General features: G+C 71.8%; 27 protein-coding genes and 1 tRNA gene. 8 read left to right on the top strand and 20 right to left on the bottom strand.

The window, feature by feature from the left end; genetic code table 11:
* Window positions 1–24: 24 nt before the first annotated feature.
* From AB0H82_RS13530 to AB0H82_RS13515, 4 genes are all read left to right on the top strand, one after another.
* A complete protein-coding gene (locus tag AB0H82_RS13530) occupies window positions 25–1320 on the top strand; it encodes a bifunctional glycosyltransferase family 2/GtrA family protein (RefSeq protein WP_362992068.1) in 1296 nt (431 codons plus the stop codon).
* The gene (locus AB0H82_RS13525) at window positions 1317–3440 is read left to right on the top strand and encodes a glycosyltransferase family 39 protein (protein ID WP_362992066.1); all 2124 of its coding nucleotides are present in this window, start codon (window positions 1317–1319) and stop codon (window positions 3438–3440) included. The genes AB0H82_RS13530 and AB0H82_RS13525 overlap by 4 nt, the downstream gene beginning before the upstream one ends.
* 93 nt (window positions 3441–3533) lie before the next feature.
* Window positions 3534–5036 carry a DHA2 family efflux MFS transporter permease subunit gene (locus tag AB0H82_RS13520; protein WP_362992064.1) on the top strand — a complete coding sequence of 501 codons (1503 nt, stop codon included), beginning with the start codon at window positions 3534–3536 and terminating at the stop codon, window positions 5034–5036.
* Window positions 5037–5142: 106 nt separating this feature from the next.
* Window positions 5143–5919: a TetR/AcrR family transcriptional regulator gene (locus AB0H82_RS13515; protein ID WP_362992062.1), complete on the top strand. Its 777-nt coding sequence runs from the start codon at window positions 5143–5145 to the stop codon at window positions 5917–5919.
* A gap of 133 nt (window positions 5920–6052) precedes the next feature.
* On the opposite strand, the gene AB0H82_RS13510 is transcribed toward AB0H82_RS13515, so the two are convergent.
* From AB0H82_RS13510 to AB0H82_RS13495, 4 genes are all read right to left on the bottom strand, one after another.
* Window positions 6053–6559, bottom strand: a complete 507-nt coding sequence (locus AB0H82_RS13510; protein WP_362992060.1) for a DUF4232 domain-containing protein — start codon at window positions 6557–6559, stop codon at window positions 6053–6055.
* A 158-nt stretch (window positions 6560–6717) separates the two neighbouring features.
* On the bottom strand, window positions 6718–7539 hold the full coding sequence (locus AB0H82_RS13505; RefSeq protein ID WP_362992058.1) for a YceI family protein: 822 nt from the start codon (window positions 7537–7539) through the stop codon (window positions 6718–6720).
* A 256-nt stretch (window positions 7540–7795) separates the two neighbouring features.
* On the bottom strand, window positions 7796–10378 hold the full coding sequence (locus AB0H82_RS13500; protein WP_362992056.1) for an MFS transporter: 2583 nt from the start codon (window positions 10376–10378) through the stop codon (window positions 7796–7798).
* 13 nt (window positions 10379–10391) lie between these two features.
* On the bottom strand, window positions 10392–10895 hold the full coding sequence (locus tag AB0H82_RS13495; protein ID WP_362992054.1) for a MarR family transcriptional regulator: 504 nt from the start codon (window positions 10893–10895) through the stop codon (window positions 10392–10394).
* 175 nt (window positions 10896–11070) lie between these two features.
* Here AB0H82_RS13495 and AB0H82_RS13490 point away from each other — a divergent pair, with 175 nt between their 5' ends.
* Window positions 11071–11271 (top strand): hypothetical protein, encoded by a 201-nt coding sequence (locus AB0H82_RS13490; RefSeq protein WP_362992052.1) that lies wholly within the window; start codon window positions 11071–11073, stop codon window positions 11269–11271.
* Between the two features lie 269 nt (window positions 11272–11540).
* Here AB0H82_RS13490 and AB0H82_RS13485 read toward each other — a convergent pair whose 3' ends face one another.
* From AB0H82_RS13485 to AB0H82_RS13445, 9 genes are all read right to left on the bottom strand, one after another.
* Window positions 11541–12332: a hypothetical protein gene (locus tag AB0H82_RS13485; RefSeq protein WP_362992050.1), complete on the bottom strand. Its 792-nt coding sequence runs from the start codon at window positions 12330–12332 to the stop codon at window positions 11541–11543.
* Between the two features lie 81 nt (window positions 12333–12413).
* The gene (locus tag AB0H82_RS13480) at window positions 12414–13277 is read right to left on the bottom strand and encodes an RNA polymerase sigma factor SigF (protein ID WP_362992048.1); all 864 of its coding nucleotides are present in this window, start codon (window positions 13275–13277) and stop codon (window positions 12414–12416) included.
* Between the two features lie 244 nt (window positions 13278–13521).
* On the bottom strand, window positions 13522–14364 hold the full coding sequence (locus AB0H82_RS13475; protein ID WP_362992046.1) for an RNA polymerase sigma factor SigF: 843 nt from the start codon (window positions 14362–14364) through the stop codon (window positions 13522–13524).
* Window positions 14365–14607: 243 nt separating this feature from the next.
* Window positions 14608–14901, bottom strand: a complete 294-nt coding sequence (locus AB0H82_RS13470) for a Dabb family protein (RefSeq protein ID WP_362992044.1) — start codon at window positions 14899–14901, stop codon at window positions 14608–14610.
* A gap of 55 nt (window positions 14902–14956) precedes the next feature.
* Window positions 14957–15136: a hypothetical protein gene (locus tag AB0H82_RS13465; RefSeq protein WP_150169725.1), complete on the bottom strand. Its 180-nt coding sequence runs from the start codon at window positions 15134–15136 to the stop codon at window positions 14957–14959.
* Between the two features lie 372 nt (window positions 15137–15508).
* Window positions 15509–15596, bottom strand: a tRNA-Ser gene (locus AB0H82_RS13460).
* 59 nt (window positions 15597–15655) lie between these two features.
* Entirely contained in the window at window positions 15656–16087 is a 432-nt protein-coding gene (gene tadA / locus AB0H82_RS13455; RefSeq protein WP_362992220.1) for a tRNA adenosine(34) deaminase TadA, read from the bottom strand.
* A gap of 72 nt (window positions 16088–16159) precedes the next feature.
* Window positions 16160–16714, bottom strand: coding sequence for a hypothetical protein (locus tag AB0H82_RS13450; RefSeq protein WP_362992042.1), 555 nt, complete (start codon window positions 16712–16714; stop codon window positions 16160–16162).
* 203 nt (window positions 16715–16917) lie between these two features.
* The gene (locus tag AB0H82_RS13445) at window positions 16918–17088 is read right to left on the bottom strand and encodes a hypothetical protein (RefSeq protein ID WP_362992040.1); all 171 of its coding nucleotides are present in this window, start codon (window positions 17086–17088) and stop codon (window positions 16918–16920) included.
* A 145-nt stretch (window positions 17089–17233) separates the two neighbouring features.
* On the opposite strand from AB0H82_RS13445, the gene upp reads away from it, so the two are divergent.
* The gene (gene upp / locus AB0H82_RS13440; protein ID WP_362992038.1) at window positions 17234–17869 is read left to right on the top strand and encodes a uracil phosphoribosyltransferase; all 636 of its coding nucleotides are present in this window, start codon (window positions 17234–17236) and stop codon (window positions 17867–17869) included.
* 43 nt (window positions 17870–17912) lie between these two features.
* On the opposite strand, the gene AB0H82_RS13435 is transcribed toward upp, so the two are convergent.
* From AB0H82_RS13435 to AB0H82_RS13415, 5 genes are all read right to left on the bottom strand, one after another.
* Window positions 17913–18566: a LytR C-terminal domain-containing protein gene (locus AB0H82_RS13435; RefSeq protein ID WP_362992036.1), complete on the bottom strand. Its 654-nt coding sequence runs from the start codon at window positions 18564–18566 to the stop codon at window positions 17913–17915.
* Window positions 18567–18685: 119 nt separating this feature from the next.
* Entirely contained in the window at window positions 18686–18982 is a 297-nt protein-coding gene (locus tag AB0H82_RS13430; RefSeq protein WP_003955420.1) for a type II toxin-antitoxin system VapB family antitoxin, read from the bottom strand.
* Window positions 18983–19232: 250 nt separating this feature from the next.
* On the bottom strand, window positions 19233–19397 hold the full coding sequence (locus tag AB0H82_RS13425) for a hypothetical protein (protein WP_362992034.1): 165 nt from the start codon (window positions 19395–19397) through the stop codon (window positions 19233–19235).
* Window positions 19398–19468: 71 nt separating this feature from the next.
* Window positions 19469–19804, bottom strand: a complete 336-nt coding sequence (locus AB0H82_RS13420; RefSeq protein WP_362992032.1) for a hypothetical protein — start codon at window positions 19802–19804, stop codon at window positions 19469–19471.
* Window positions 19805–19899: 95 nt separating this feature from the next.
* Window positions 19900–20505 carry an HhH-GPD-type base excision DNA repair protein gene (locus tag AB0H82_RS13415; protein ID WP_362992030.1) on the bottom strand — a complete coding sequence of 202 codons (606 nt, stop codon included), beginning with the start codon at window positions 20503–20505 and terminating at the stop codon, window positions 19900–19902.
* Window positions 20506–20747: 242 nt separating this feature from the next.
* Here AB0H82_RS13415 and AB0H82_RS13410 point away from each other — a divergent pair, with 242 nt between their 5' ends.
* Window positions 20748–22349: an ABC-F family ATP-binding cassette domain-containing protein gene (locus AB0H82_RS13410; RefSeq protein ID WP_362992028.1), complete on the top strand. Its 1602-nt coding sequence runs from the start codon at window positions 20748–20750 to the stop codon at window positions 22347–22349.
* Between the two features lie 76 nt (window positions 22350–22425).
* Window positions 22426–23022 (top strand): GNAT family N-acetyltransferase, encoded by a 597-nt coding sequence (locus AB0H82_RS13405; protein ID WP_362992026.1) that lies wholly within the window; start codon window positions 22426–22428, stop codon window positions 23020–23022.
* On the opposite strand, the gene AB0H82_RS13400 is transcribed toward AB0H82_RS13405, so the two are convergent.
* The gene (locus AB0H82_RS13400) at window positions 23008–23526 is read right to left on the bottom strand and encodes a GNAT family N-acetyltransferase (RefSeq protein ID WP_362992024.1); all 519 of its coding nucleotides are present in this window, start codon (window positions 23524–23526) and stop codon (window positions 23008–23010) included. The two genes, AB0H82_RS13405 and AB0H82_RS13400, sit on opposite strands and share 15 nt — an antisense overlap.
* A complete protein-coding gene (locus tag AB0H82_RS13395; RefSeq protein WP_362992022.1) occupies window positions 23523–24299 on the bottom strand; it encodes an ankyrin repeat domain-containing protein in 777 nt (258 codons plus the stop codon). Before AB0H82_RS13395 ends, AB0H82_RS13400 begins: the two co-directional genes overlap by 4 nt.
* Between the last annotated feature and the right edge of the window lie 14 nt (window positions 24300–24313).

Here is a 24313-nt window from a genome sequence, read left to right as displayed (position 1 = left end):
GACCACTTGACGAGTGTCGGCCGCATGCCAACCGACACTTCCCCGGGGACCCTGCCGTCGCGGGACCACCTCCCCGTCACCTGGCGCTGCGTGCCCGTCCTGGACGTCGTGATCCCGGTCCACAACGAGGAGAAGGACCTCGGGCCGTGCGTCCTGCGGCTGCGCGACCACCTCGCCCGCACCTTCCCCTACCCCTTCCGCATCACGATCGCGGACAACGCCTCCACGGACCGCACCCCGCGCGTCGCCGCCGAACTCGCCGCCTCCGCCCGGGAGGTGCGGCACGTACGCCTCGACCAGAAGGGCCGCGGCCGGGCCCTGCGCGCCGTCTGGTCGGCCTCCGACGCGCCGGTCCTCGCGTACATGGACGTCGATCTCTCCACCGACCTCAACGCTCTGCTGCCGCTGGTCGCCCCGCTGATCTCGGGCCACTCGGACCTGGCGATCGGCTCGCGGCTCGCGGGCGGTTCACGGGTGGTGCGCGGCCCCAAGCGCGAGCTGATCTCCCGTGCGTACAACCTCATCCTGCGCGGCTCGCTGCACGCCCGTTTCTCCGACGCCCAGTGCGGGTTCAAGGCGATCCGCGGCGATGTGGCGCGGGTGCTGCTGCCGCTGGTGGAGGACACCGGCTGGTTCTTCGACACCGAGATGCTGGTCCTCGCCGAGCGCGCCGGGCTGCGCATCCACGAGGTGCCGGTCGACTGGATCGACGACCCGGACTCGACGGTCCACCTGGTGCGGACGGCCGCGGACGACCTCAAGGGCGTGTGGCGGGTGGGCCGCGCGCTCGCGGTCGGCGCGCTGCCGCTCGACCGTCTCGCCCGGCCCTTCGGCGACGATCCGCGGGACCGACGGCTCACCGGCGTCCCTGGCGGCCTCACCCGCCAGCTCGTCGGCTTCTGCGCGGTCGGCGCGCTCTCGACCGTCTGCTACCTCCTCCTCTACAGCGGCTTCCGTACGTTCACGGGGTCGCAGGCGGCCAACGCGCTCGCCCTCCTCGTGTCGGCGGTGGCCAACACGGCGGCGAACCGGAGGCTCACCTTCGGGGTGCGTGGCAGGGCTCGCGCGGTCCGCCACCAGGCACAGGGACTCGTCGTCTTCGCCATCGGCCTCGCCCTCACCAGCGGCTCCCTCGCGGCGCTCGGTGCGGCCTCCGGCGAGCCCGCGCACTCCACGGAGCTCGCGGTCCTGGTCGCGGCGAACCTCGCGGCGACGGTGCTGCGCTTCCTGCTGCTGCGGGCGTGGGTGTTCCCGGACGCCCCCGCCCACGACACCCCCGCCCACGGCACCCCCTCAGGCGAGCCGAGGAACGCACGATGACGACGACGACCACCACCACCGCCGCCGCAGGGTCCGCGTACCGGTGGCCGGGCGGCGCGCTGCCCGGCCGGCTGTGGCGCGGCAGGGTGGACGACCCTCGCTGGGCGCGCCCCGCCCTCATCGGGCTGCTGCTCGCCACCGCGGTCCTCTACCTCTGGAACCTCAGCGCGTCCGGTTACGCCAACTCCTTCTACTCCGCCGCCGCCCAGGCGGGCAGCCAGAACTGGCAGGCCTTCTTCTTCGGCTCCCTCGACGCGGGCAACGCGATCACCGTCGACAAGCCCCCGGCGGCGCTGTGGCCGATGGCGCTCTCCGTGCGGCTCTTCGGCCTCAACTCCTGGGCGGTACTGGTCCCGCAGGTCCTGATGGGTGTCGCGACGGTCGGTGTGCTGTACGCGGCGGTGCGGCGCCGCTTCAGTGCCGCCGCCGGGCTGATCGCGGGCGCGGCCCTCGCGCTCACGCCCGTCGCCGCGCTGATGTTCCGCTTCAACAACCCGGACGCGCTGCTCGCCCTCCTGATGACCGTCACGGTCCACTGCGTCCTGCGCGCCCTGGAGGACGGCCGCACCAAGTGGCTGGTGTGGGCGGGCGTCGCCGTGGGCTTCGCCTTCCTCACCAAGACGCTGCAGGCGTTCCTGATCCTGCCGCCGCTCGCGGTGCTCTACGCGGTGTGCGCGCCGGTTCGTCCGCGCAAGAGGTTCGCCCAACTCGCCCTGTCAGCGGGTGCGATGGCGGCCGCGGGCGGCTGGTGGGTGGCGATCGTCGAACTGTGGCCCGCGTCCTCGCGGCCGTACATCGGCGGCTCGCAGAACAACTCCTTCCTTGAGCTGACGTTCGGCTACAACGGCCTCGGCCGCATCAACGGCGAGGAGACCGGCAGCGTGGGCGGGGGCGGCGGCCCCGGCGGCGGTTCTGGCGGGGGTGGCGGCCGGTGGGGCGAGACCGGCATCGGCCGGATGTTCGACTCCGAGATCGGTGCCCAGATCTCGTGGCTGCTGCCGGCCGCGCTGATCCTGCTCGCGGCGGGTCTCGTCCTCACCCGCAGGGCGCGCCGCACGGACACCGCACGCGCGGCGTTCGTGGCGTGGGGCGGTTCGCTCCTGATGACGGCCGCGGTCTTCAGCTTCATGGCGGGGATCTTCCACCAGTACTACACGGTGGCCCTGGCCCCCTGCATCGCCGCGCTCGTCGGCATGGGCGCCACGGTCCTGTGGGAGGAGCGGGCCGCGCGGTGGGCGCGGGCGGTGCTCGGGGCGACGGTCGTGTCCACAACGGTCTGGGCGTACGTCCTGCTCGGCCGGGTCCCGGACCACCTGCCGTGGCTGCGGTGGGCGGTGCTCGTCGCGGGGGCCGCCGGGGCGGTGGGGCTGATGGTGGCGAGCCGCCTGGGCCGCGGGCCTGTCCTCGCCGCGCTCGGCGTCAGCCTGCTCGCCTCCCTTGCGGGCCCGGTCGCGTACACCCTGTCGACGGTGGACAGCGCGCACACGGGGTCGATCGTGACGGCGGGGCCGGCGTCGGCGGGTGGCGTGGGCGGTATGGGTGGCCCACGGGCCGGCGGGGGGCCGGGGAGCCCGGGTGGCCCGGGTGGGCCCGGTGGACCGGGTACGGCCGCCGGTCAGCGGGCGAGCGGCATGCCTCAGGGGGCGTCCGCGCCGGGGGCCGGCCGGGGCGGCACGGGCGAGCGCGGCGCCGGTGGCGGCGGTGGCGGCATGGGCGGTCTGCTGAACGGCGCGCGGGTCTCCGCCGGGGCGAGGAAGCTCCTGGCGGCGGACGCCGAGAATTACACCTGGGCCGCGGCCGCCATCGGCTCCCAGAACGCGGCCGGCTACCAACTGGCCACCGGCGAGCCCGTGATGGCGATCGGCGGCTTCAACGGCAGCGACCCGTCACCGACGCTCGCGCAGTTCAAGAAGTACGTGGCGGACGGGGACATCCACTACTTCATCGCGAGCGGCACGGGCGGCGGAGGCGGACCGGCCGACGGCAACGGCACCTCCTCCGCGAGCACCTCCTCCGCGATCACCTCCTGGGTCGAGTCGACGTACAAGAAGGTCACCGTGGGAAGCGCCACGTTCTATGACCTGACGTCCCTGACGTCCCCGGCCACCTCTTCGGCGTAATTCCCTTGTACGCCGTACGGGAGCCGTTCTACGGTGTACGTCGCAGCACCGCCTCGTACACCGTAGAACGGAATTTCCGGAAAGGGAGGGCAGATGACGGCAACGGCCGCCGAGAACCCCACCGCCTCGCAGAGGCACCCGCAGCGCTGGCTGATCCTCGGCGTCATCTGCCTGGCGCAGCTCACCGTGCTCCTGGACAACACCGTCCTGAGCGTCGCGATCCCCTCCCTCACCCGGGAACTGGACGCGTCCACGTCCGACATCCAGTGGATGATCAACGCGTACTCGCTGGTCCAGTCCGGCCTGCTGCTCACCGCGGGCAGCGCCGCCGACCGCTACGGCCGCAAGAAGATGCTGGCCGCGGGCCTCGCCCTGTTCGGCATCGGCTCGCTGGCGGCCGGGCTCGCCCAGAGCTCCTCACAGCTCATCGCCGCCCGCGCGGGCATGGGCATCGGCGGCGCGCTGCTGATGACCACCACCCTCGCGGTCGTCGTGCAGATCTTCGACGACACGGAGCGCGTCAAGGCGATCGGCCTCTGGGCCACCATCAACTCCCTCGGGTTCGCGGCGGGACCGCTGCTCGGCGGCTTCATGCTCGACCACTTCTGGTGGGGCTCGATCTTCCTGATCAACATCCCCGTGGCGCTGCTCGGCCTGGTCGCGGTCCTGAAGCTGGTCCCCGAGTCCAAGAACCCCCAGGGCGACCGCCCCGACCTGCTCGGCGCGCTGCTCTCGACGGTCGGCATGGCCGCGGTGGTCTACGCGATCATCTCCGGTCCCGAGCACGGCTGGACGTCGGCGCAGGTCCTGGTCTCCGCCACGGTCGGCGTACTGGTGCTCGGCGCGTTCGCGCTCTGGGAGCTGCGCACCCCGTATCCGATGCTGGACATGCACTTCTTCCGCAACCAGCGCTTCATCGGTGCGGTGGCGGGCGCCATCCTCGTCGCCTTCGGCCTGAGCGGTTCGCTCTTCCTCCTCACCCAGCACCTGCAGTTCGTGCTCGGGTACGAGCCGTTGGAGGCGGGGCTGCGCACGGCGCCGCTCGCGGTGACCATCGTGGCCCTGAACCTGGCGGGCATCGGTGCGAAGCTGCACGCCAAGCTCGGCACACCCGTCACGATCCTGTCCGGCATGAGCCTGCTCGCCGCGGGCCTCGCGGCCATAGCGGTGCTCGGCGGCGACAACTACAACGGCCTGCTGTTCGGCCTGATCGTGATGGGTGCCGGCATCGCGCTCGCCATGCCGGCGATGGCCAACGCCATCATGAGCGCCATCCCGCCGGAGAAGGCGGGCGTGGGCGCGGGCATCAACGGCACGCTCGCGGAGTTCGGCAACGGCCTGGGCGTCGCCGTGCTCGGCGCGGTCCTCAACTCCCGTTTCGCGTCGCTCGTCGCGGTCTCCGCCGCGTCGTTCCCGGCGGCCATGGCCGCGGCGAAGTCGACGGGCGAACGCGAGCGGATCGCCGACGCGTTCTCCTCGGGACTGGAGACGAGTCAACTGGTGGGCGCGGCGGCGGTGCTCGTCGGCGGCATGCTGGCGGCGGCGTTGCTGCGCAGGGCGGAGAGGGCAGACTCCGTGGGCAGGACGGCGGCATAGCATCAGGGGGAGGGTGACCGCCCGGTTCCGGACGGGCCGCCCTCCCCACGTCGCCCCTCCCGGAGTCAACGGCTCCGGGCCCGAGGACCAACGAGGAAGGTGCGCCATGGCGAAGGCAGCCGGCCGCACGAAGAGCACGGCGCGGACCAGTGTCTGGCTGCAGGCCAGGACACCCCGCGGCGGCGGCCGCAAGGGCGACCAGCCGAACGGCCTCGACCGGGAACGCATCACCCAGGCCACGGTCCGGCTCCTGGACGCGGAGGGGCTCGACAAGTTCTCCATGCGCAGACTCGCCGGGGAGCTGAACGTCACGGCGATGTCCGTCTATTGGTACGTCGACACCAAGGACGACCTCCTGGAGCTCGCCCTCGACTCGGTGTGCGGCGAGATGCGGCTCCCCGGCACGGAGGCGTCGCCCGAGACCTGGCGCGAACAACTGCGCGCGCTGGCCGGCGAGTACCGGGCGGCGCTGATCCGGCACCCCTGGGTGTCACCGCTGGTCGGCCGCTTCCTCAACATCGGCCCCAACTGGCTGGCGTTCGCCCTCGCCATCCAGAACGCGGTGCGCAACACCGGGCTGCCCGCCTACACGCAGAACGGGGCGATCTCGGCGGTCTTCCAGTTCGTGTACGGCTTCGGCACCATCGAGGGCCACTACATCTCGCGGTGCGCGGAGGCGGGGATGACCCAGGAGGAGTACTACCGGGAGGCGGCCGGTACGGTCCGCGACGAGCTGGCCTCGCACGGGCTGCTGGAGAGCGCGGACGAACTGATGGCGGCGCGGGAGGGGGACACGGTCGAGGAGATGTGGGAACGGGACTTCACGATCGCCCTCGACCTGATGATCGCGGGCATCGAGTCCCTCCTCTCCAGGAACGGCTGACCCGGCGGGGGCGGGCGGGGAGCCCTGCGCCGTCCCGGCGGGGTAGGAGCACCGAGCCCGCCGCTTCGCGGCGGATGTTTCCCACCCGCCCACCCGTTTGCCCCGCGACGTCCTGCGGGGGCACGGCCCCGGGCTACCTGGTCGTGTGGGTCGGGTAGACCCGTATGTCGGTGTAGGAGCCCTTGATGGCGCCGGCGTCCGCGGGCCACTTCAGGGTCACGGTGTGGGTCTCGTTCGGGGGCGTCACCAGGATGTGGGTCGGTGACTGGGGGCTCTCGCCGCTGTTGTCGATCTCGTAGGCGAGGTTGAGGACGGCGGCGTCGCCCGGCTTGAGGGTGGTGACCCGGGGCTGGGCCCGGCCCCGCTCGATCGGGCTGGAGGTGTGGTCGGCGTCCTTGATGTCGACGCCAGGGAAGCCCGTCGCCGAGCAGGTGGTCGAACCCCGGTTGGTCATGGTGATGTCGATGCGGCCGGTGTTCTCGTCGGGGGCGGCGTCCTGTGCGGCGACGGCCAGGTCCGACGTCTTGCAGAACGCGACTTTGGCGCCGGGCTTCGCGCCGCCCGCGCCCGCCTGGGTCTCGGTGTCCCCGCCGGAACCCGACTGCTTGTTGCCCGCCTCCGTGCGGGTGGTCGTAACCATTTGTAGTCCGCACCGAGTTACGGCCGGTCCTCCGCGCCGTCTTCGTTCTGTCACAGGCGCTGCCCTTATTGCCCATCGAGGCGTCCGGGCCGGGCCACCCAAAACGCGACCGGTCACGGACGCCTCTCAGGTGGCTCGTCGGCAGCCCTCAGCAGTCCTCAGCCCGTCTGCGGCAGGCCCTCTCCCTGCACGGCCTGGATGTCCAGCTCCACCCGCAGCGTCGTCCCGATCGCCGAGATGCCCGCCTGGACCACCTGGTTGTAGTTCATGGCGAAGTCCTCGCGGCGCAGTTCCGCCGTGGCACGGAAGGCGGCGCGTGTACCGCCCCACGGGTCCGCCCCGGTGCCGAGGTAGCTGAGCTCCAGGTCGACGGGGCGCACGACCCCGTGCATGCCCAGCTCGCCGTGGACCGTCCACCGGTCGGGACCCACGGGGCTCAGCCCGTTCGACCGGTACGTGATCTCCGGGTACTGCTCGACGTCCAGGAAGTCGGGCGACTTCAGGTGACCGTCCCGCATGCCGTTCCCCGTGTCGATCGAGGCCGCCCGGATGACCGCCTCGACCCGCGACTTCTCGACGTCCTCGGCGATCTCGATGCGCCCGCCGAACTCCAGGAACCGCCCGTGCACGCTGGTGATCCCGAGGTGCTGGGCGACGGCGCCCACGGTCGAGTGCGCGGGGTCGACGGTCCACGCCCCGGGCGGGGGCAGCTCCGTGCCGCCCTGCCGGGCGAGGACGACGTTGCCGACCTCGGCACGGCCGCTGGCCGTGACGAGCGCGGTGGAGGCGACCGGCGCGTAGCCGACGGCGGTGACGATGACGGTGTACGGCCCGGCCGCGAGCGCCGTCCCGTCCCGCACGACGCCCTCCGCGTCCGCGTCCGCCCGCAGCACCTGTGCTCCGGTCATGTCGGTCACCGTGACGACGGCGTGGGGCACGGCCCACCCGTCACGCGTACGGATCCGAGCGTTGAGTCCCATCCCGTTTTACTCCTTGCCGGGCTTCCGATCTCATCGGAAGCCTCACAGTCAGTCCCAGCTCACGTTCGTTCACGCTGCATAGAAGGCCACACAGGCCGCGCGGGCCGCGCAGAATGCGGGCGGCCCCCGGCGGCGGTGGCTGGCCGTCCCCTGCCATGAATGCCACCGCCGGCCCGGGGGCCTTTCCCCACGACCGGCCCGGGGCCGCCGCCACGCCTCCGCTCGAAGCGTGTCCGCGGCCACGGGCCGGGGTCGGTCACTCGCCCGGGTGGGCGAGTTCGATGTCGTGGCCCTCGACGCCGCTGCCGGCCACCGTCAGGCCCGTGGCCACCGGCGGGTACCCGGTCGCGATGACCGTGTACTCCCCGCTGTCCAGGTCGGTGAAGGCGTACGCCCCGTCCGCACCGGTGGTGGCGGTGGCGACGACGTTGCCCGCGGCGTCGACGAGCGTGACCCGCGCGTCGTTCAGCGGGCCGCCGCCCGCGCGCACCGTGCCGAGCACCCGCGCGCCGGAGTTGAGCTCGACCTCGACCCGGGTGACCCCGGTGCCGCCGACCTCGACGGGCAGCGCCAGCGGCCGGTGTCCGGCGGCGTTCACCGCGATGGTGACGGTGCCGGGGACCAGCTCGGCGAAGGTGAACTCGCCCTGCTCGCCGGAGAGCCCGGTGGCGAGGACGTCACCGCGCACGTCGGTCACGATGACCATCGCACCGCTGACGGGCAGCTTGCTGTCGGCGTCGCGCACGAGGCCGCTGAGCCCGCTGGTGCCGCTGAGGAGGATGTCGTACGACAGCGCTTCCTCGCCCACGACCACGGTCGAGGCCTGCGGCTGGAAACCGTCGGCGGAGGCGATGAGCACGTACGATCCCGCGCCCGGGGCGTCGACGGTGTAGGCACCGTCGCCCTGCGCGACCGACCGGCCGAGCTGCCGTCCCCCGAGGGAGATCAGCGTGACGGCGGCCTGCGGAACGGGCGCGCTCTCGGCGCCGCGGACGAAGCCGTGCACCGGGACGCCGTTCGTGACCGGCGGCAGACCGGAACCGGAACCGGCTTCCGCGGTGGACGCCACGGCGGCGAGCCGCTGCGTGCCCTCGGGACCGGTTTCGGTGTCCGAGGCGACGGACGCGCCGGAGGTGACGGAGGCGAGCACGGGCTGCTCGGCGGCAGCCGCCGAGGCGGAGGCCGGAGCGGTGGCCGGGGAGGCGGCCGGAGCCGTGGCGTCCGCCGTCTCACCGGCGGCCTGGGCGAGCCCGCCCGACGTCCGCAGCGGAACCTCCTTGATGAACAGCGTGATCAGGAAGGCGATCAGCGCCATCGGCGCGGCGATCAGGAAGACATCGGCGATGCCGTGCCCGTACGCGCTCTCCATCACCGTGCGGAACGGCTCCGGGATCTTGTCCAGGTCGGGGATGCCGCCGCCACCGGTACCGCCGTGGCCGAACTGCGCCGCGGCCTTGGGGCCGAGGTCGGTGATGCCGTCCTTGACGTAGTCGGTGATGCGCGTCGCCATGATCGCGCCGAGCGCCGAGACACCCATCGCACCGCCCAGGGAGCGGAAGAAGGTGACGGTGGAGCTGGCGGAGCCGAGGTCCTCGGGGGCGACCTGGTTCTGGGTGCAGAGGACCAGGTTCTGCATCATCATGCCGATGCCGAGACCCATCAGGGCCATGAAGATCGCGATGTGCCAGTACTCGGTGTCGTACCGGATGGTGCCGAGCAGGCCGAGGCCCGCCGTCACCAGCACACCACCGCTGACCAGCCAGGCCTTCCACTTGCCGGTCTTGGTGATGACCTGACCGGACACGGTGGAGGAGATGAACAGACCACCGATCATCGGAATCGTCATCACGCCGGACATCGTCGGGGACTCGCCCCGCGCCAGCTGGAAGTACTGGCTGAAGAACACCGTGCCCGCGAACATCGCGACACCCACGAAGAGCGAGGCGAGCGAGGCGAGCGTGATGGTGCGGTTGCGGAAGAGCCGCAGCGGAATGATCGGTTCGGTCGCCTTGGACTCGACGAGCACGAAGATCAGCGCGAGCACGACCGAACCACCGACCATGGCGGCGGTCTGCCACGACATCCAGTCGTACTTGTCACCGGCGAAGGTGACCCAGACGAGCAGCAGGCAGACGGCGGCGCTGATGAAGAAGGCGCCGGCCCAGTCGACCTTGACGTCGCGCTTGACGACGGGGAGCTTCAGGGTCTTCTGGAGGACGATCAGCGCGATGATCGCGAAGGGCACGCCGACGTAGAAGCACCAGCGCCAGCCGAGCCACGAGGTGTCGGTGATGACACCGCCGAGCAGCGGGCCGCCGACGGTGGCGACGGCGAAGGTCGCGCCGAGGTAGCCGGAGTACCGGCCGCGCTCGCGCGGGGAGATCATCGCGGCCATCACGATCTGCGCGAGGGCGGAGAGGCCACCCACGCCGATGCCCTGCACAACGCGGCAGGCGATCAGCATCCCTGCGCTCTGCGAGAGACCGGCGACGATCGATCCGCCGACGTAGATGATCAGGGCTATCTGTACGAGCGCCTTCTTGCTGAAGAGGTCGGACAGCTTGCCCCACAGGGGCGTCGTCGCGGTCATCGCGAGCAGCGACGCGGTGACGACCCAGGTGTAGGCGGACTGGCCGCCGCCGAGGTCGCCGATGATTTCGGGCAGGGCGTTGGAGACGATCGTCGACGAGAGGATCGCCACGAACATGCCGAGCAGCAGCCCGGACAGCGCTTCCATGATCTGCCGGTGCGTCATCGGAGCGTTCTCACCGTGGTGACCGTGATGTGCTCCGTGCTTGGCATGGCTGCCCCGCACACCGGCTGGTGTGGTTGTTGCCATGGAATTCCTTTTCTTACGCGGGTGTACGGGTGGTCTCCGACGTGGTCTGTACGTCGTGGGGGGAGAGGGACAGCCGGGCCGAAGCCGCGCGGCAGTCCCCGAAGCTGTCGCGCAGACGCGCGAGCAGCGTGCTGAGCTGGACGACCTCGTCGTCGGTCCAGTCGTGCAGGTAGTGGGTGAGCGTCCGGATGGAGAGCTCGGAGAGCTCGTCCACCTTGGCCTTGCCCTCGGCGGTGAGCCGCAGGATCCGGGACCGCTTGTCCGCGGGGTCGGGATCGCGGACGATCCACTCCTTCTCCGCGACGTGGGCGACGTGCCGGCTGGTCACCGACATGTCGACGGCGAGCAGCTCCGCGAGCCTGCTCATCCGCATCGCGCCGTGGCGGTCGAGCAGGATGAGTACGGCGGCGGATCCGGCCGGGCAGTCGTGGGGCAGGCCCCGGCCGAGGCCACGCTTCACGGCACCGATGGCGCTGAGCTGTCGGGCCAGCTCCTCGTACTGTCGCTGCGCGGCCACGGCACCTCCTCAATATTTGTTGCTTAGGGCAACGATAGGAGCAGTTGGTTGCTGCAGGCAAACTAAAACGGGCCCATCGCACTAAAGAGTCGGCAAAGCGTTGGGACCCCGTGCGTAAAGTCCCTGGCCAGAGGGGGTTGGGTCGATGGCCGTGAGTTCGCTAGTGTCCTGCCCCATGGCACACAACCCCCAGGGCAACCCCGGCAACCCCGACCCGGCCGGCAGCACGCAGATGTTCCGCGCCTTCGTCGACGAGGCCCCGCAGGGCCGCCAGCAGCAGGCCGCGGCGTCTTCGGGGCCGCGCGTCGGCCTGATCGTGGGCGTCGTTCTCGCGATCGTGGTGGTGGCGGGCGTGGCTTGGCTCGCGCTCAGGTAACTCGGCGTTTTTACGAGGGTGGGGGCGCCCTGAGCGACACGGGCGCCCCCACCTTTCCGCTTGCCGCGAGCCGCCGCCCCCCTGCGGGGGGTTCGGGTGTCGTTCCCTGCGGGTGCGCGTGAGCTGGCCGCGCAGTTCCCCGCGCCCCTGAGGGACCCGCCCTGGGCCTTGTCCGCACGGCGGCACCCCCTAGAGGCGCGGGGAACTGCGCGAGCAACCACGGCGCACCCGCACAGGAATCGATCCCGCCCCACCCCGGCAGGGCCCCGCTAGGCCCACTTGACCGAGACGTCCCGCGTCTCGACATGCATGCCGAGCGGCACCCGCCACGCGTCCACGCACACCGGCCAGGACTTCTCCTTCTTCTGCCCGGGGCCGATCGGCACCGGCAACTGCACGGTCGACTCGATCGTGGCCCAGTCGACGCCGAGCGCGCCGATGATATGCGTACCGAAGGTGACCGTTCCCGAACGGACCGGTGAGCCACCGGTGTTGCGGAAGACGACGGTCACCTTGTCGCACCAGCGCTTGTCCGCGGGCTCGCGCTCAGGATCACCGAAGCTGAGCTTCGCGGGCCCACTCGGCGGCGCGTCCGGGGTGCCTGGGGCATCCGGGGTACCCGGGGTACCCGGAGAGTCCGGGGCGCCAGGCGTACCCGGCGTACCCTGCCCACCTGGTGCAGCAGGTGCGTCCGGCGTACCCGGGGAGTTCCCGTCGGGAGCCCCCGAGGGCCCGGGGCGCCGCCCCGTCGACGGGGTCACGGAGGAGTCCCGTCCCGCCCTCCTGGGGGCACCGCCCGGCGACTCCCCCTCCGAGCCGCCGCCGCGACCACCCCCACCCCTCATCCTGTCGGCTGCCTCCGCTTCCTCAAGAGGGATCAGCCGTACATCGGAGGTCGGGCCCACCGGCTTGTCGGGGGCCCGGGCGCCTCCCGGGGAGGAGCCCGCCGCCCCGGTCGCCACATAGCCGTCGCCGCTGTCGCCGCCGCAGGCGGAGAGCAGCCCGCCGAGGCACAGCGCGGCGACCCCCGCACCGAGCAGGTTCCGCACACCACGTCGCATCGCGCCAGTGTGGCTGACGGCCCGTCAATGAGGAACCCCGTCAGCAACACCGGTCACGGCGGGGCCGGTCGGCGGTCGGGATCAGTCCGAGATGAGGCCCTCGCGCAGCTGCGCGAGCGTCCGGGTCAGGAGCCGGGAGACGTGCATCTGCGAGATGCCGACCTCCTCGCCGATCTGCGACTGCGTCATGTTGGCGAAGAAGCGCAGCATGATGATGCGGCGCTCGCGCGGCGGGAGTTTGGCGAGGAGCGGCTTGAGGGACTCGCGGTACTCCACGCCCTCCAGGGCCGAGTCCTCGTACCCGAGGCGGTCCGCGAGGGAGCCCTCGCCGCCGTCGTCCTCGGGGGCCGGGGAGTCGAGGGAGGACGCCGTGTACGCGTTGCCGACGGCGAGGCCGTCGACGACGTCCTCCTCCGAGACGCCGAGCGCCAGGGCGAGTTCGGGCACGGTCGGCGAGCGGTCGAGCCGCTGGGCGAGCTCGTCGCTGGTCTTCGTGAGCGCGAGCCGCAGCTCCTGGAGGCGGCGCGGCACGCGCACCGACCAACTGGTGTCCCGGAAGAAGCGCTTGATCTCACCGACGACCGTCGGCATCGCGAACGTGGGGAATTCCACGCCCCGTTCGCAGTCGAAACGGTCGATCGCCTTGATCAGGCCGATGGTGCCGACCTGGACGATGTCCTCCATCGGTTCGTTGCGGCTGCGGAAGCGGGCCGCGGCGTACCGCACGAGCGGGAGGTTGAGCTCGATGAGCGTGTCCCGTACATAGACGCGCTCCGGGCTGTCCTGGGCGAGCGTGGCGAGCCGCAGGAAGAGGGAGCGGGACAGTGTCCGGGTGTCGATGGCTTCCGAAGCCGGTGAGCTGTGAAGCGCGTCGGGCGCGGATTCGCTCGGGCTCTTGGTGAGCGTGAGCGTGAGCACCTTCGAGCTGCCCTGGTCTGCGGACATGCCACCCCCTTGAGGTCGCGGACGGTCGCGGCGGGCGCTCCCGTCGGAGGAACGCAGCCTCCACCTGAATACCGGAGGTGGGGCTACGGCAAACGCGGTTCCAGCAGAATGTCACATGTCGGCAACGCGCTGTAGTTACTTGTCGACAAACAAGGGTGACATCCGTGCAGGAAAGAGGGGGTCTGCGCCTTTTCAGCAAAGAGTGCCGTCGGGAAGAGCTCCGACGGCACTCCACTCGATACGGTTACGCCTCGATCCGATTTGCGGACCGAAGGCGTGCGAAGCTTCTGGCGAGCAGTCTCGACACATGCATCTGGGAAACGCCCAATTCGGCGCTGATCTGTGACTGCGTCAGATTGCTGTAGTAGCGCAGGAGAAGGATCCGCTGTTCGCGCTCGGGCAGTTGGACCAGGAGGTGGCGCACGAGATCGCGGTGCTCGACGCCGTCGAGCGCGGGATCCTCGTAGCCGAGCCGGTCGAGCAGGCCGGGCAGTCCGTCGCCCTCCTGGGCCGCCTCCAGCGACGTCGCGTGGTACGAGCGTCCTGCCTCGATGCAGGCGAGCACCTCGTCCTCGGTGATGCGCAGCCGCTCGGCGATCTCCGAGGTCGTCGGCGAGCGTCCGAAGGCGGTGGTGAGGTCCTCGGTGGCCCCCGTCACCTGCACCCACAGCTCGTGCAGCCGGCGCGGCACGTGGACCGTGCGGACGTTGTCGCGGAAGTACCGCTTGATCTCACCGACCACGGTCGGCATCGCGAAGGTCGGGAACTGCACCCCGCGCTCCGGGTCGAACCGGTCGATGGCGTTGATGAGCCCGATGGTGCCGACCTGGACGACGTCCTCCATCGGCTCGTTGCGGCTGCGGAAGCGGGCGGCCGCGTACCGCACGAGCGGCAGGTTGGCCTCGATGAGGGCGCCGCGCACCCTGCCGTGCTCGGGGCTGCCCGGCTCCAGCTCCTTGAGTTGGCCGAAGAGCACCTGGGTCAGGGCGCGGGTGTCGGCGCCCCGGGTGCTTCCGGAGCCGGAGCTCTGGGCGGTCCTCGCGGGCGGCGCTTCGGGTGCAGTACTGGCCGGCACGGTCAACGCCACCCCTTCTCAGACAGGCACTGTCGGTCAGCCACTGTCGGTCAGGCACAGTCAAGCTCGGTCGACGCTCGGTCGACCTCGGTCAACTCATCCGTCAAAAGCGGTCATAGCATCACAAGACATGTGCACTGTGTGCAAGCACCTGATAACTCCGTGTTGAGGGCAAGTTGGGTCGTACGACGCGGAACGGCCCCGCACCGTTGCGGTGCGGGGCCGTTCGGCGGGCGGGGCGGCGGGGCGGGTGGCTCAGAACTCGTAGTCCGCGATCACCCACGTGGCGAACTCGCGCCACAGCGCGACGCCCGCCTGGTGGGCCGGGTGCTCGATGTACCGCTTCAGCGCTTCGGTGTCCTCGACCGCCGAGTTGATGGCGAAGTCGTACGCGATGGGGCGGTCGGTGATGTTCCAGTCGCACTCCCAGAACGTGAGCTCCGGGATCTGCTCGCCGAGGGCGCGGAAGGCCTTGACGCCCTCGACCACGCGCGGCTCGTCGCGCCGCACACCGTCGTTGAGCTTGAAGAGGACCAGATGGCGGATCACGGGCACTCCTTGGAGAGGGCTGGAGCCGGGCGGCACCGGCCGCCCGGACGGCCGCTCAGTCCTTGCCTCCGTTGGCGACCCACGTCATGAAGTCACCGATGCTCTGAGCGGCGCTCGAAATGCCTTCGAACCCTATCTGCACGTAGTCGGCGGCTTTGGCGGGGTCGGTGATGATCACGTAGAGCACGAAGACGACCACCGCGAAGAGGCCGAGCTTCTTCCACTGCACTGCCACGATCTGGCCTCCCCTTGCCGTGCCCCGTGTGACCCCTGTGACGGCGGCGAGTCTAACCCGGACGGCCCTGACGGGGCTTTTAGGGACCAACGGCCCAACAGCAGGGGCCCTTTGCCCGCGCTCCACGGGTGGCGCCGGACGCAGGATGGGTGGTGAGCCCGGCGGATCTGGCAGGAGTCCGCGGGGCGAGGGACCGGCCCCACTGCGGGGTCCGCGCCGTCCGCTTCCCCCCCGACGGCGGCGCCGACTTGAGGGCCCGGTTCTCGTCGGGGGAAGCGGCTGTCCCCCCGATGCCGCTTCCCCCGCCCATACCTCCTGGGAAACGACGAAGGGCCCGGCCAGCTCAGCTGGTCGGGCCCTTCGTGCAAAGAGCGGTAGCGGTGGGATTTGAACCCACGGAAGGGGGTTACCCTTCACTCGCTTTCGAGGCGAGCTCCTTCGGCCGCTCGGACACGCTACCGAGAGGAACTCTAGCCCAAAGTGGGCCGCGGACAGAAATCCGTTCCGCGAAGCCCCGGGTCAGCGCTTGCGGAAGAAGTCCGTCAGCTGGGCGGCGCACTCGTCCGCGAGAACACCGTGGATGACCTCGGGGCGGTGGTTGAGCCTCCTGTCGCGCACCACGTCCCAGAGGGAGCCCGCCGCTCCGGCCTTCTCGTCCCGCGCTCCGTAGACGACCCGGTCCACACGGGACTGCACGAGCGCGCCCGCGCACATCGTGCACGGCTCCAGCGTCACGACGAGCGTGCAGCCGGTCAGCCGCCACTCGCCGGTCTCGGCGGCGGCCCTGCGCAGCGCCAGCACCTCCGCGTGCGCGGTGGGGTCGCCGGCCGCCTCGCGTTCGTTGTGCCCCACCGCGAGCACCGTCGTGCCGTCCGGGGACAGCACGACGGCGCCGACGGGGACGTCACCGCCCTCGACGGCGAGCTCGGCCTGGGCCAGAGCGAGCCGCATGGGCGCCCGCCAGCGGTCGCGTACGGGATCGTTCTCGGTGATGTGCTGGGTCGGGTCGGTCACACGGGGAACCTAGCGGACGGTCTCCAGCACCTCCGCGGCGCCGAGGACGTCGGCGATGTCGTTGAGCGCGTCGCCGGCCTCCAGACCGAGCAGATCCTTTTCCGGCACGCCGAGGTCGGCGAGGATCTCCGTGTCCCCGAGCGGCCCGGACGGCACTCCCGACGTACCGGGAGCGTCGTCGTCGGCGTCCGGCTCGGCGTCGGACGCCTCCGGTTCGCCGTCCTCCGTGCCGTCGAGATCGAGGGCGTCCAGGTCGACGGTCCCCTCGTCGTCGGGGTCGCGGCCGAGCATCTCGGCGGTGAGCAGGATCTCCCCGTACGAGCTGCGGGCGGCCGCGGCCGCGTCCGAGACGTAGATACGGGGGTCTTCCTCCCCGTCCACGCGGACGACGCCGAACCACGCGTCTTCCTGTTCGATGAAGACGAGCACTGTGTCGTCCTCGTATTCGGCTGCGGTTTCACGCGCCAGATCGGCCAGATCCGACAGGGTCTCCACATCGTCGAGCTCCGTGTCGCTCGCTTCCCACCCGTCTTCGGTGCGCGCGAGCAGTGCGGCGAAGTACACCGTGACTCTCCCACTGGTCATAGGCAGTGCCGGTTGGCGGTTTGGGGTCCCCCCGGCGAGGTCGGGGAGCGGGGAGTGCTGGTGCCAAGCCCCGCCCATTCGGAATCGTGGCAGAAACGGCGCCGTCAGGAGAGGTCTTCCGGCCGCTGTGTTCCGCGTCGCGCTTTTCCCCGGCTCCCACGGGCCCGTCGCCGGGCGGTCGGCTACCAGCGGAACGTGCGCATGCGCATCTGCTGTCGCATGCGTGCCGCCCGGGCGCGGCGCGGCTTCACCCGGTCGCGGAGCTCGATGGCCTCGGCGCGTTCGCGCAGGAACTGGGCGCGCCGCCTGCGACGCTCGGCGTCGGTCTCGTCTTCCGGTTTGCGCTCCACCATGGGCCACACCACCTCAGTCCGTACGTCCCCACCTTCCCTCTGTCGGCGGCATTGATGCCGGTGAGGTGCCGGTGAGCTACCGGCGAGGTGCGGGCGAGGCGCCGAAGAGGAGGGAGTGGCCCCGCGCCCGGTTACTGTTGATGCCATGCGGATCCACGTCGTCGACCACCCGCTGGTGGCGCACAAACTCACCACGCTGCGCGACAGGCGCACCGACTCCCCGACCTTCCGGCGCCTCGCCGACGAGCTGGTCACCCTGCTCGCGTACGAGGCCACCCGGGACGTGCGCACCGAGCAGGTCGACATCCAGACCCCGGTGACCGGGACGACCGGCGTGAAGCTGTCGCACCCGCGTCCGCTGGTGGTGCCGATCCTGCGCGCCGGTCTCGGCATGCTCGACGGCATGGTCCGGCTCCTGCCGACCGCCGAGGTCGGCTTCCTCGGCATGATCCGCAACGAGGAGACCCTGGAGGCCTCCACGTACGCGACGCGCATGCCGGAGGACCTCTCCGGGCGTCAGGTGTACGTCCTCGACCCGATGCTCGCCACCGGCGGCACGCTCGTCGCGGCGATCCGGGAGCTCATCAAGCGCGGCGCCGACGACGTGACCGCCGTGGTGCTCCTCGCCGCCCCCGAGGGCGTCGAGATCATGGAGCGCGAGCTGGCGGGGACGCCGGTGACGGTCGTGACGGCCTCGGTCGACGAGCGGCTCAACGAGCAGGGCTACATCGTGCCGGGCCTCGGCGACGCGGGCGACCGGATGTACGGGACGGCGGAGTAGCTTCCCAGCAGGTCTTCCCAGCAGCTCTTCTCAGCGGTTCTTCCTAGCAGTTCTTCCTGCCGGACGGCTTGGACGTCGGCTCGGGCTTGGCCAGTGCGGCCAGGGCCTTGTCGGCGTCCTCCTTTTTTGCCAGGTTCTTGAACTGCGTGCCGAGGACCAGGTCGACCTCGCCGCCCTTGCGGCCGTCGGCCTTGCGCTCGGCGCCGGCGAGCTGCGTGCCGAGGACGGGGAACGCGGTGTCGGCGGCCGTCCTGGCGCCGAGCAGCAGCCCGGTGCCCTTGACCTTCTTGTCGTACTCCTTGGTCGCGTTCCCGACCTTGCCGATGGTGAAGCCGCGCTTCTTGAGCTCGTCGGCGGTGTTCTTGGCGAGGCCGGCGCGGGGCGTGGCGTTGAAGACGTTGACGGTGATCTGGCCGGGACGGGGCAGCGGCTTCGGCTTCGCGGCCCGGGCGGGCCCGGCCGGTGCGCCGTCGCGGTCGCAGTCGCCGCTCGCGCGGGCCGTGGCCGACGCCTTGTCGCCCCCCGTGAAGACGTCGATGAGCTGCAGGGTGCCCCAGCCGATCAGCCCCACCACCACGGTGGCCGCGACGACCGCGAGCGCGATCCTGCGGCGACCGCTCGGGCGGCGCATCCGTGGGTACTTGTCCCCCGTGATGCGGTACGGGCCGCCCATGTCGGGGGGAGTGAGCATGCTCATGGGCGCAGCGTAGTGCGGCGGGGCGGCGATGCCTACTAAATGATCATTGCCCGGTGCCCAGCGCAACCCGAAAGGGCCAATGCGGCCCCGGGGGCCGCTCGGGCGGAGGGGCGGGCGTGTCAGCCCAGTTCGAGCACGCGGGCGTGGAGGACCTGGCGCTGCTGGAGCGCGGCGCGGACCGCGCGGTGCAGGCCGTCCTCCAGATAGAGGTCGCCCTGCCACTTCACGACGTGCGCGAAGAGGTCGCCGTAGAACGTGGAGTCCTCGGCGAGCAGCGTCTCCAGGTCGAGCTGGCCCTTGGTCGTCACGAGCTGATCGAGGCGGACCGGGCGCGGCGCGACGTCCGCCCACTGCCGGGTGCTTTCCCGGCCGTGGTCGGGGTACGGCCGGCCGTTTCCGATGCGCTTGAAGATCACACGGAAAGCCTACCGGGCAAGGCTCTCCGGGCGCAGCCATGGCGACGGAGTGCGAGCCTGGGAAATGCCGCCTTAAATCGCCTCAAAACGGAAACACGTCAGCCGGAACAGGGGTCGAAGCGAGCGGGAGCCGGCCGATTCCGTCCATGCCGGGTCATGCGAACCGCCCGAACGAGTCTCCGCCAACCGTGGGAGTGACAGGCGGAAGCGCACGTTCGGGCGGTGCGGCAGGGAGCGTCGGCGCAGGGTGTCAGGCGTCGCTGGAGCGTCGGCGCCGGCGCTGCTGTTGCTGTTGCTGAGGGTCCTGCTGACGGCGGTCTTCGTCGTGCTCGGCGGGTGCGGGGCCGTGGGGTGCGGTGCGCGCGGCTTCGGCGCGGAGGAGGGCTTGCAGGGCCGCGTAGGGGTCCATGGGCATGGGTACGTCCTTCGGTCTGCGCTGGTGCGGATGCTGGTGCTGGTGGGGGAGGGAGGGCGGGTGCCTTCCCGTCAGCAGCGCAGGACCGCTGTGCGCGGGGTCGGGACGTGGGGGTGGAGGCCGCCGGGGCGCGCGACGGACGGCGTGCCGCGCCGGGCCGGGGTGGGGGCCGTGGCATGGGGGCGCGCGGTGGGCAGGCGTGTGGCGTGCCGGGTGGGGAGGCGCAGCGCCGTCTCGGTGGCGTCCTGCTGGACCTCGCCGCCGATCTCCGCGGCGAGGGCGGCCGGGGGAGGCGGGCCCGCCTGGGCGGTGGGGGCGGTGGCGAGCGTGGCGAGGAGGAGCGCGAGCAGGGTGAGCAGTGCACGGGGCCACGTGGGGCGGAGGCGTGGCGGATCCGGAACGCTCATGCAGGGCATGTCCCCGTCCGCGCCGCGCACGGACCGTCGTACGCCGAGATACGCCCGCTTGGACTACGGCCGCGGGTTTCGGGGCGTCCGTGCCGCTACTTCGCCTTCGCGGCCTTCGCGGCCTTCGCCGCGGCCTTCAGCTCCTGTTTGTGGGCGCGGACCTTCTTGAGGGATTCCGGGCCCGTGATGTCCGCGACCGAGCGGTACGCCTTGGGGGCGCCGTAGTCGCCCGCGGCCTCGCGCCAGCCCTTGGGGTGTACGCCCAGCTGTTTGCCGAGGAGGGCGAGGAAGATCTGGGCCTTCTGCTTTCCGAAGCCGGGGAGGTCGTTCAGGCGCTTGAGGAGTTCGTCGCCGGTGGCCGCGTCGCGCCAGAGGGCCGTGGGATCGCCCTCGTAGTGGTCGACCAGGTACTGGCAGAGCTGCTGGATCCGCTTGGCCATCGAGCCCGGATAGCGGTGCACGGCCGGTTTCGTGGAGAGGATCGCGGCGAAGGCCTCGGGGTCGTACGCCGCGATCTCATGGGCGTCCAGGTCATCCGCGCCCAGGCGCTCGGCGATCGTGTGCGGACCCGCGAACGCCCACTCCATGGGGACCTGCTGGTCCAGGAGCATTCCGACCAGCGCTGCCAGCGGACTGCGGCCGAGGAGCTCGTCGGCGGCCGGCTCCTGGGCGAGGTGAAGGGTCACGGGCGTCACGTCCATGGCTCGATGATCTCTCGCGGTCGAGCCGGTCGCAGTACGGGCGGGCCGGGGCAGTGCGGGCGGAACCCGGAGGCCTCGGGGGCAAGGGAGAGGCGGGTCGGCTTCGCGCGGCGAAAATCCGGATGCGGCCCCGTCAGGGGGTTCGTTAGCGTGGAAGGCATGTCTACGCCCCGCATTTCCTAGCCAGGACACACGCCTCCACGCCACCCGTGTGTCCATTCGCTATTGCGGAGCGTTACCTCATGATCACCGTACGAGGCGCCGACGTGCGCGCCGGTGCCCGCCTGCTGCTGTCCGGCGTCTCCTTCCACATCGCCCCGGGCGACCGCGTCGGCCTGGTCGGTCGCAACGGCGCCGGCAAGACCACTCTGATGAAGATCCTCGCGGGCCTCGCGGCCCCCGCCGAAGGCACCGTCACCCGCGCGGGATCCGTCGGCCACCTCGCCCAGGACCCGGGCGCCGCCGACCCCGCCGTCACCGTCACCGACCGCATCCTGTCCGCGCGCGGCCTGGACGAGGCGGTCACCGCGCTGCGTACCGCCGAGGCCGCGATGGCGGCGGCCGAGGGCCCCGCGGCGCAGGAGCGGGCCATGGCGGCGTACGCCCGCGCGGACGACCGGTTCCAGGCGCGGGGCGGCTACGCCGCGGAGGCGGAGGCCGCACGGGTCGCCGCCGGGCTCGGGCTGCCCGAGCGCGCCCTGCACCAGCCCGTCGGCGATCTGTCGGGCGGCCAGCGGCGCCGCGTCGAGCTCGCGCGGATCCTCTTCTCGCAGCACGACACCCTGCTCCTCGACGAGCCGACCAACCACCTGGACGCCGACTCGGTGGCCTGGCTGCGCGGCTACCTCGCGGGCTATCCGGGCGGCCTCGTCCTCATCAGCCACGACACCGGGCTGCTCGCCGACACCGTCAACCGCGTCTTCCACCTGGACCCGACGCGCGCGGCCATCGACGTGCACAACACCGGCTGGCACACCTATCTCGCGCAGCGCGCGGCGGACGAGCGACGGCGTGTGCGGGAGCGCGCCAACGCCGAACGGAAGGCGGCCTCGCTGCGCGCCCAGGCGGACAAGATGCGCTCCCACGTCGCCACGGCCACCGCCGCGAAGAACATGGACCGGCGGGCCGAGCGGATGCTCGCAGGGACGGAGCCGGTGCGGCGGGGCGAGAAGGTGGCGCGGATCCGGCTGCCCGAGCCCGCGCCGTGCGGCCGGATGCCGCTCGGCGCGGTCGCCCTGACCAAGGCGTACGGGCCGCACCGCGTCCTCACGGGCGTCGACCTCGCGGTCGACCGGGGCAGTCGGCTGGTCGTCCTCGGGCTCAACGGCGCGGGGAAGACGACGCTGCTCCGGTTGCTGGCCGGGCGTGAACTGCCGGACGAAGGGCGGGTTGTCGCGGGTCCGGGGCTGCGGCTCGGGTACTTCGCGCAGGAGCACGACACGCTGGACGGGGCGAGGACCGTCCGGGAGAACCTCGCGGACGCGGCGCCGCAGCTGACGGACGGGGAGGTGCGGCGAGTCCTTGGCTCATTCCTGTTCGGCGGGGACGACGCGGACAAGCCCGCCGCGGTCCTCTCCGGCGGTGAGAAGACGCGGCTCGCGCTGGCCGGGCTCGTCCACTCGGGCGCGAACGTCCTGCTGCTCGACGAGCCGACGAACAACCTCGATCCGGCGTCGCGGGACGAGGTGCTCGCCGCCGTCGGCACGTACCCGGGGGCCATCGTGATGGTCACGCACGACGAGGGCGCGATCGACGCGCTGCGTCCTGACCGGGTGCTGCTGCTGCCGGACGGCGACGAGGACCTGTGGAGCGCCGACTACAAGGAGCTGGTCACACTCGCCTGAGGGGCAACGCCCATGGCGGGGAGGCGACTTGAGCAGGAGCCCCGTGCCGTACCGGCCCCTGTGGTTTGATGCTGCGATGAAACGAGACCGTGCCGCCGACGCGGCCGACGGCCACCCGGTGCTCCGGCTCAGGGAACGCTCCGGTCAGCGCGACCTGGAGGCGTGCGTCGGTGTGCTCGCGGGCGTGCACAAGGCGGACGGCTACCCCGTCAACTGGCCCGCGAGGCCCGCCGACTGGCTGGAGGGGGCCGGTGCGCTCGGGGCCTGGGTGGCCGAGCTCGACGGGCGGGTCGTGGGTCACGTCGGGCTGTCCCGCCCGGGAGAGGGCGACGAGGCGCCCGGCCTGTGGGGCGAGCGCGCGGGCGCGGGGGCCGCCGGGGCGGCGGTCGTCAGCCGCCTCTTCGTCGCGCCGGACGCGCGCGGCCACGGCATCGGCGCCCTGCTGATGGAGCGAGCCGTGCGGGAGGCGCGGGCGCGCGGGCTGCATCCGGTCCTGGACGTCGTCTCCACCGACACGTCGGCCGCGGCGCTCTACGAACGCATGGGATGGCAGCTCCTGTCCGAAGTGGAGCAGGAGTGGGGCCCGGACCAACAGGTCACCCTGCGCTGCTACGCGGCCCCGACGGAACCGCAGCCGCGCCCTGCGTCACCCTCACCCTCACCTTCGCGCTGACCCAGGTGCTGTGAAGGCGTAGAGGACCTGCGGCTCGCCCCACTCGACGAACCGCTCGACCGGCTCCGCGCCGAGCGCTTCGAGCAACCGCCGGGAGCGGGAGTTGGCCTCCTGGGTCACGGCGACGACGTCCCCGGTCACGATGTCCCCGGTCACGACGGTGGCCACCACGGCGGCCACCGCCTCGCGGGCGTAGCCGGACCCCCAGTGCTCGGGCAGCAGTTGGTACGAGACCTCGGTCCGCCCCTGCCGTGCCGCGGGCTCCACGGACACCAGGCCGACCACCGCGGAATCCCGCGTCCGTACGACGGAGAAGACGCCCGGCGCCCCCACGCAGCGCCGCTCGCGCTCGCGCACCACGTCCTCGGCCACGGGGCCGCCCAGATGGCGGCGCACCTCGCGGTCCGTCCAGAGCCGGGAGACCGACGGGACGTCGGCCCGCTCTATGGGGCGCAGGGTCAGGCGGGCGGTGGTGAGCACGCCGGTCCGGGGCCCGTCGGTCATGGTGTCTGCCGGGGAGCCGAATCGCTGTGATGCCTTGCGCCTTGGTCGCGCAGCCACCGTGCGATGTCGTCGGCGCCGGACTCGACGGCGATGTCCAGCGGTGTCATGCCGTCGTATCCGATCCAGTCGAGGTCGGCTCCCCGGTCCGCCAGATAGCGTGCGGTGGCCAACTGGCCGCCGTGGCAGGCGCCCCAGAAGGCGCTGGTGATGGCGTCCGGGTCGGGGCCCGCCCCCGCCCCCGCCCCCGTCCCCTCGGACTCGCCTTCGACGAGGGCCGTCACGCGGTCGAGGAGGCCGAGCGTCGCCGCGTCCTGCAAGGTCGTCCGCGCCCCGTGTTCCAGGAGCCGCCGGGCCGCCCGCCACTGGCCGAACGCGCGCGCGTCGGCCAGCGGTGTGCCGCCCGCGATCACGCCCCCGGTCGCCTCGATGTCCGCGCCCGCCGTGACGAGGGCGTCGAGCGCCGCGACGTCGTCGTTGCTCGCGGCCCAGTGCAGGGGTGTCTCGCTGTGCGCCCCGACGAACCGGGCGGCCGGGTCGGCGCCCGCCGCGACCAGGACAGCGATGACCTCGGGTCCTGCGGGGAAGTGCCCGGGCCAGTCCGTGGCGATGTGCAGCAGGCTGCGGGTGCCCGCGGCCTCGCCGTCCTGTCTGATCCCCGTGGTGGCGAGACCCGGATGCGCGTCGAGGAGGCGCCGCAGGGCGCTCACGTCGCCGGAACGGATCGCTCCGGTCACCGCGATGGCCAACGGGTCCTCCGCGTCGAGAACTGCCATGTCCGACCTCCTGC

This window comes from Streptomyces sp. NPDC050732 (assembly GCF_040654255.1).
GTDB lineage: Bacteria > Actinomycetota > Actinomycetes > Streptomycetales > Streptomycetaceae > Streptomyces.
This window is presented reverse-complemented; position numbering and strand designations above follow the sequence as displayed.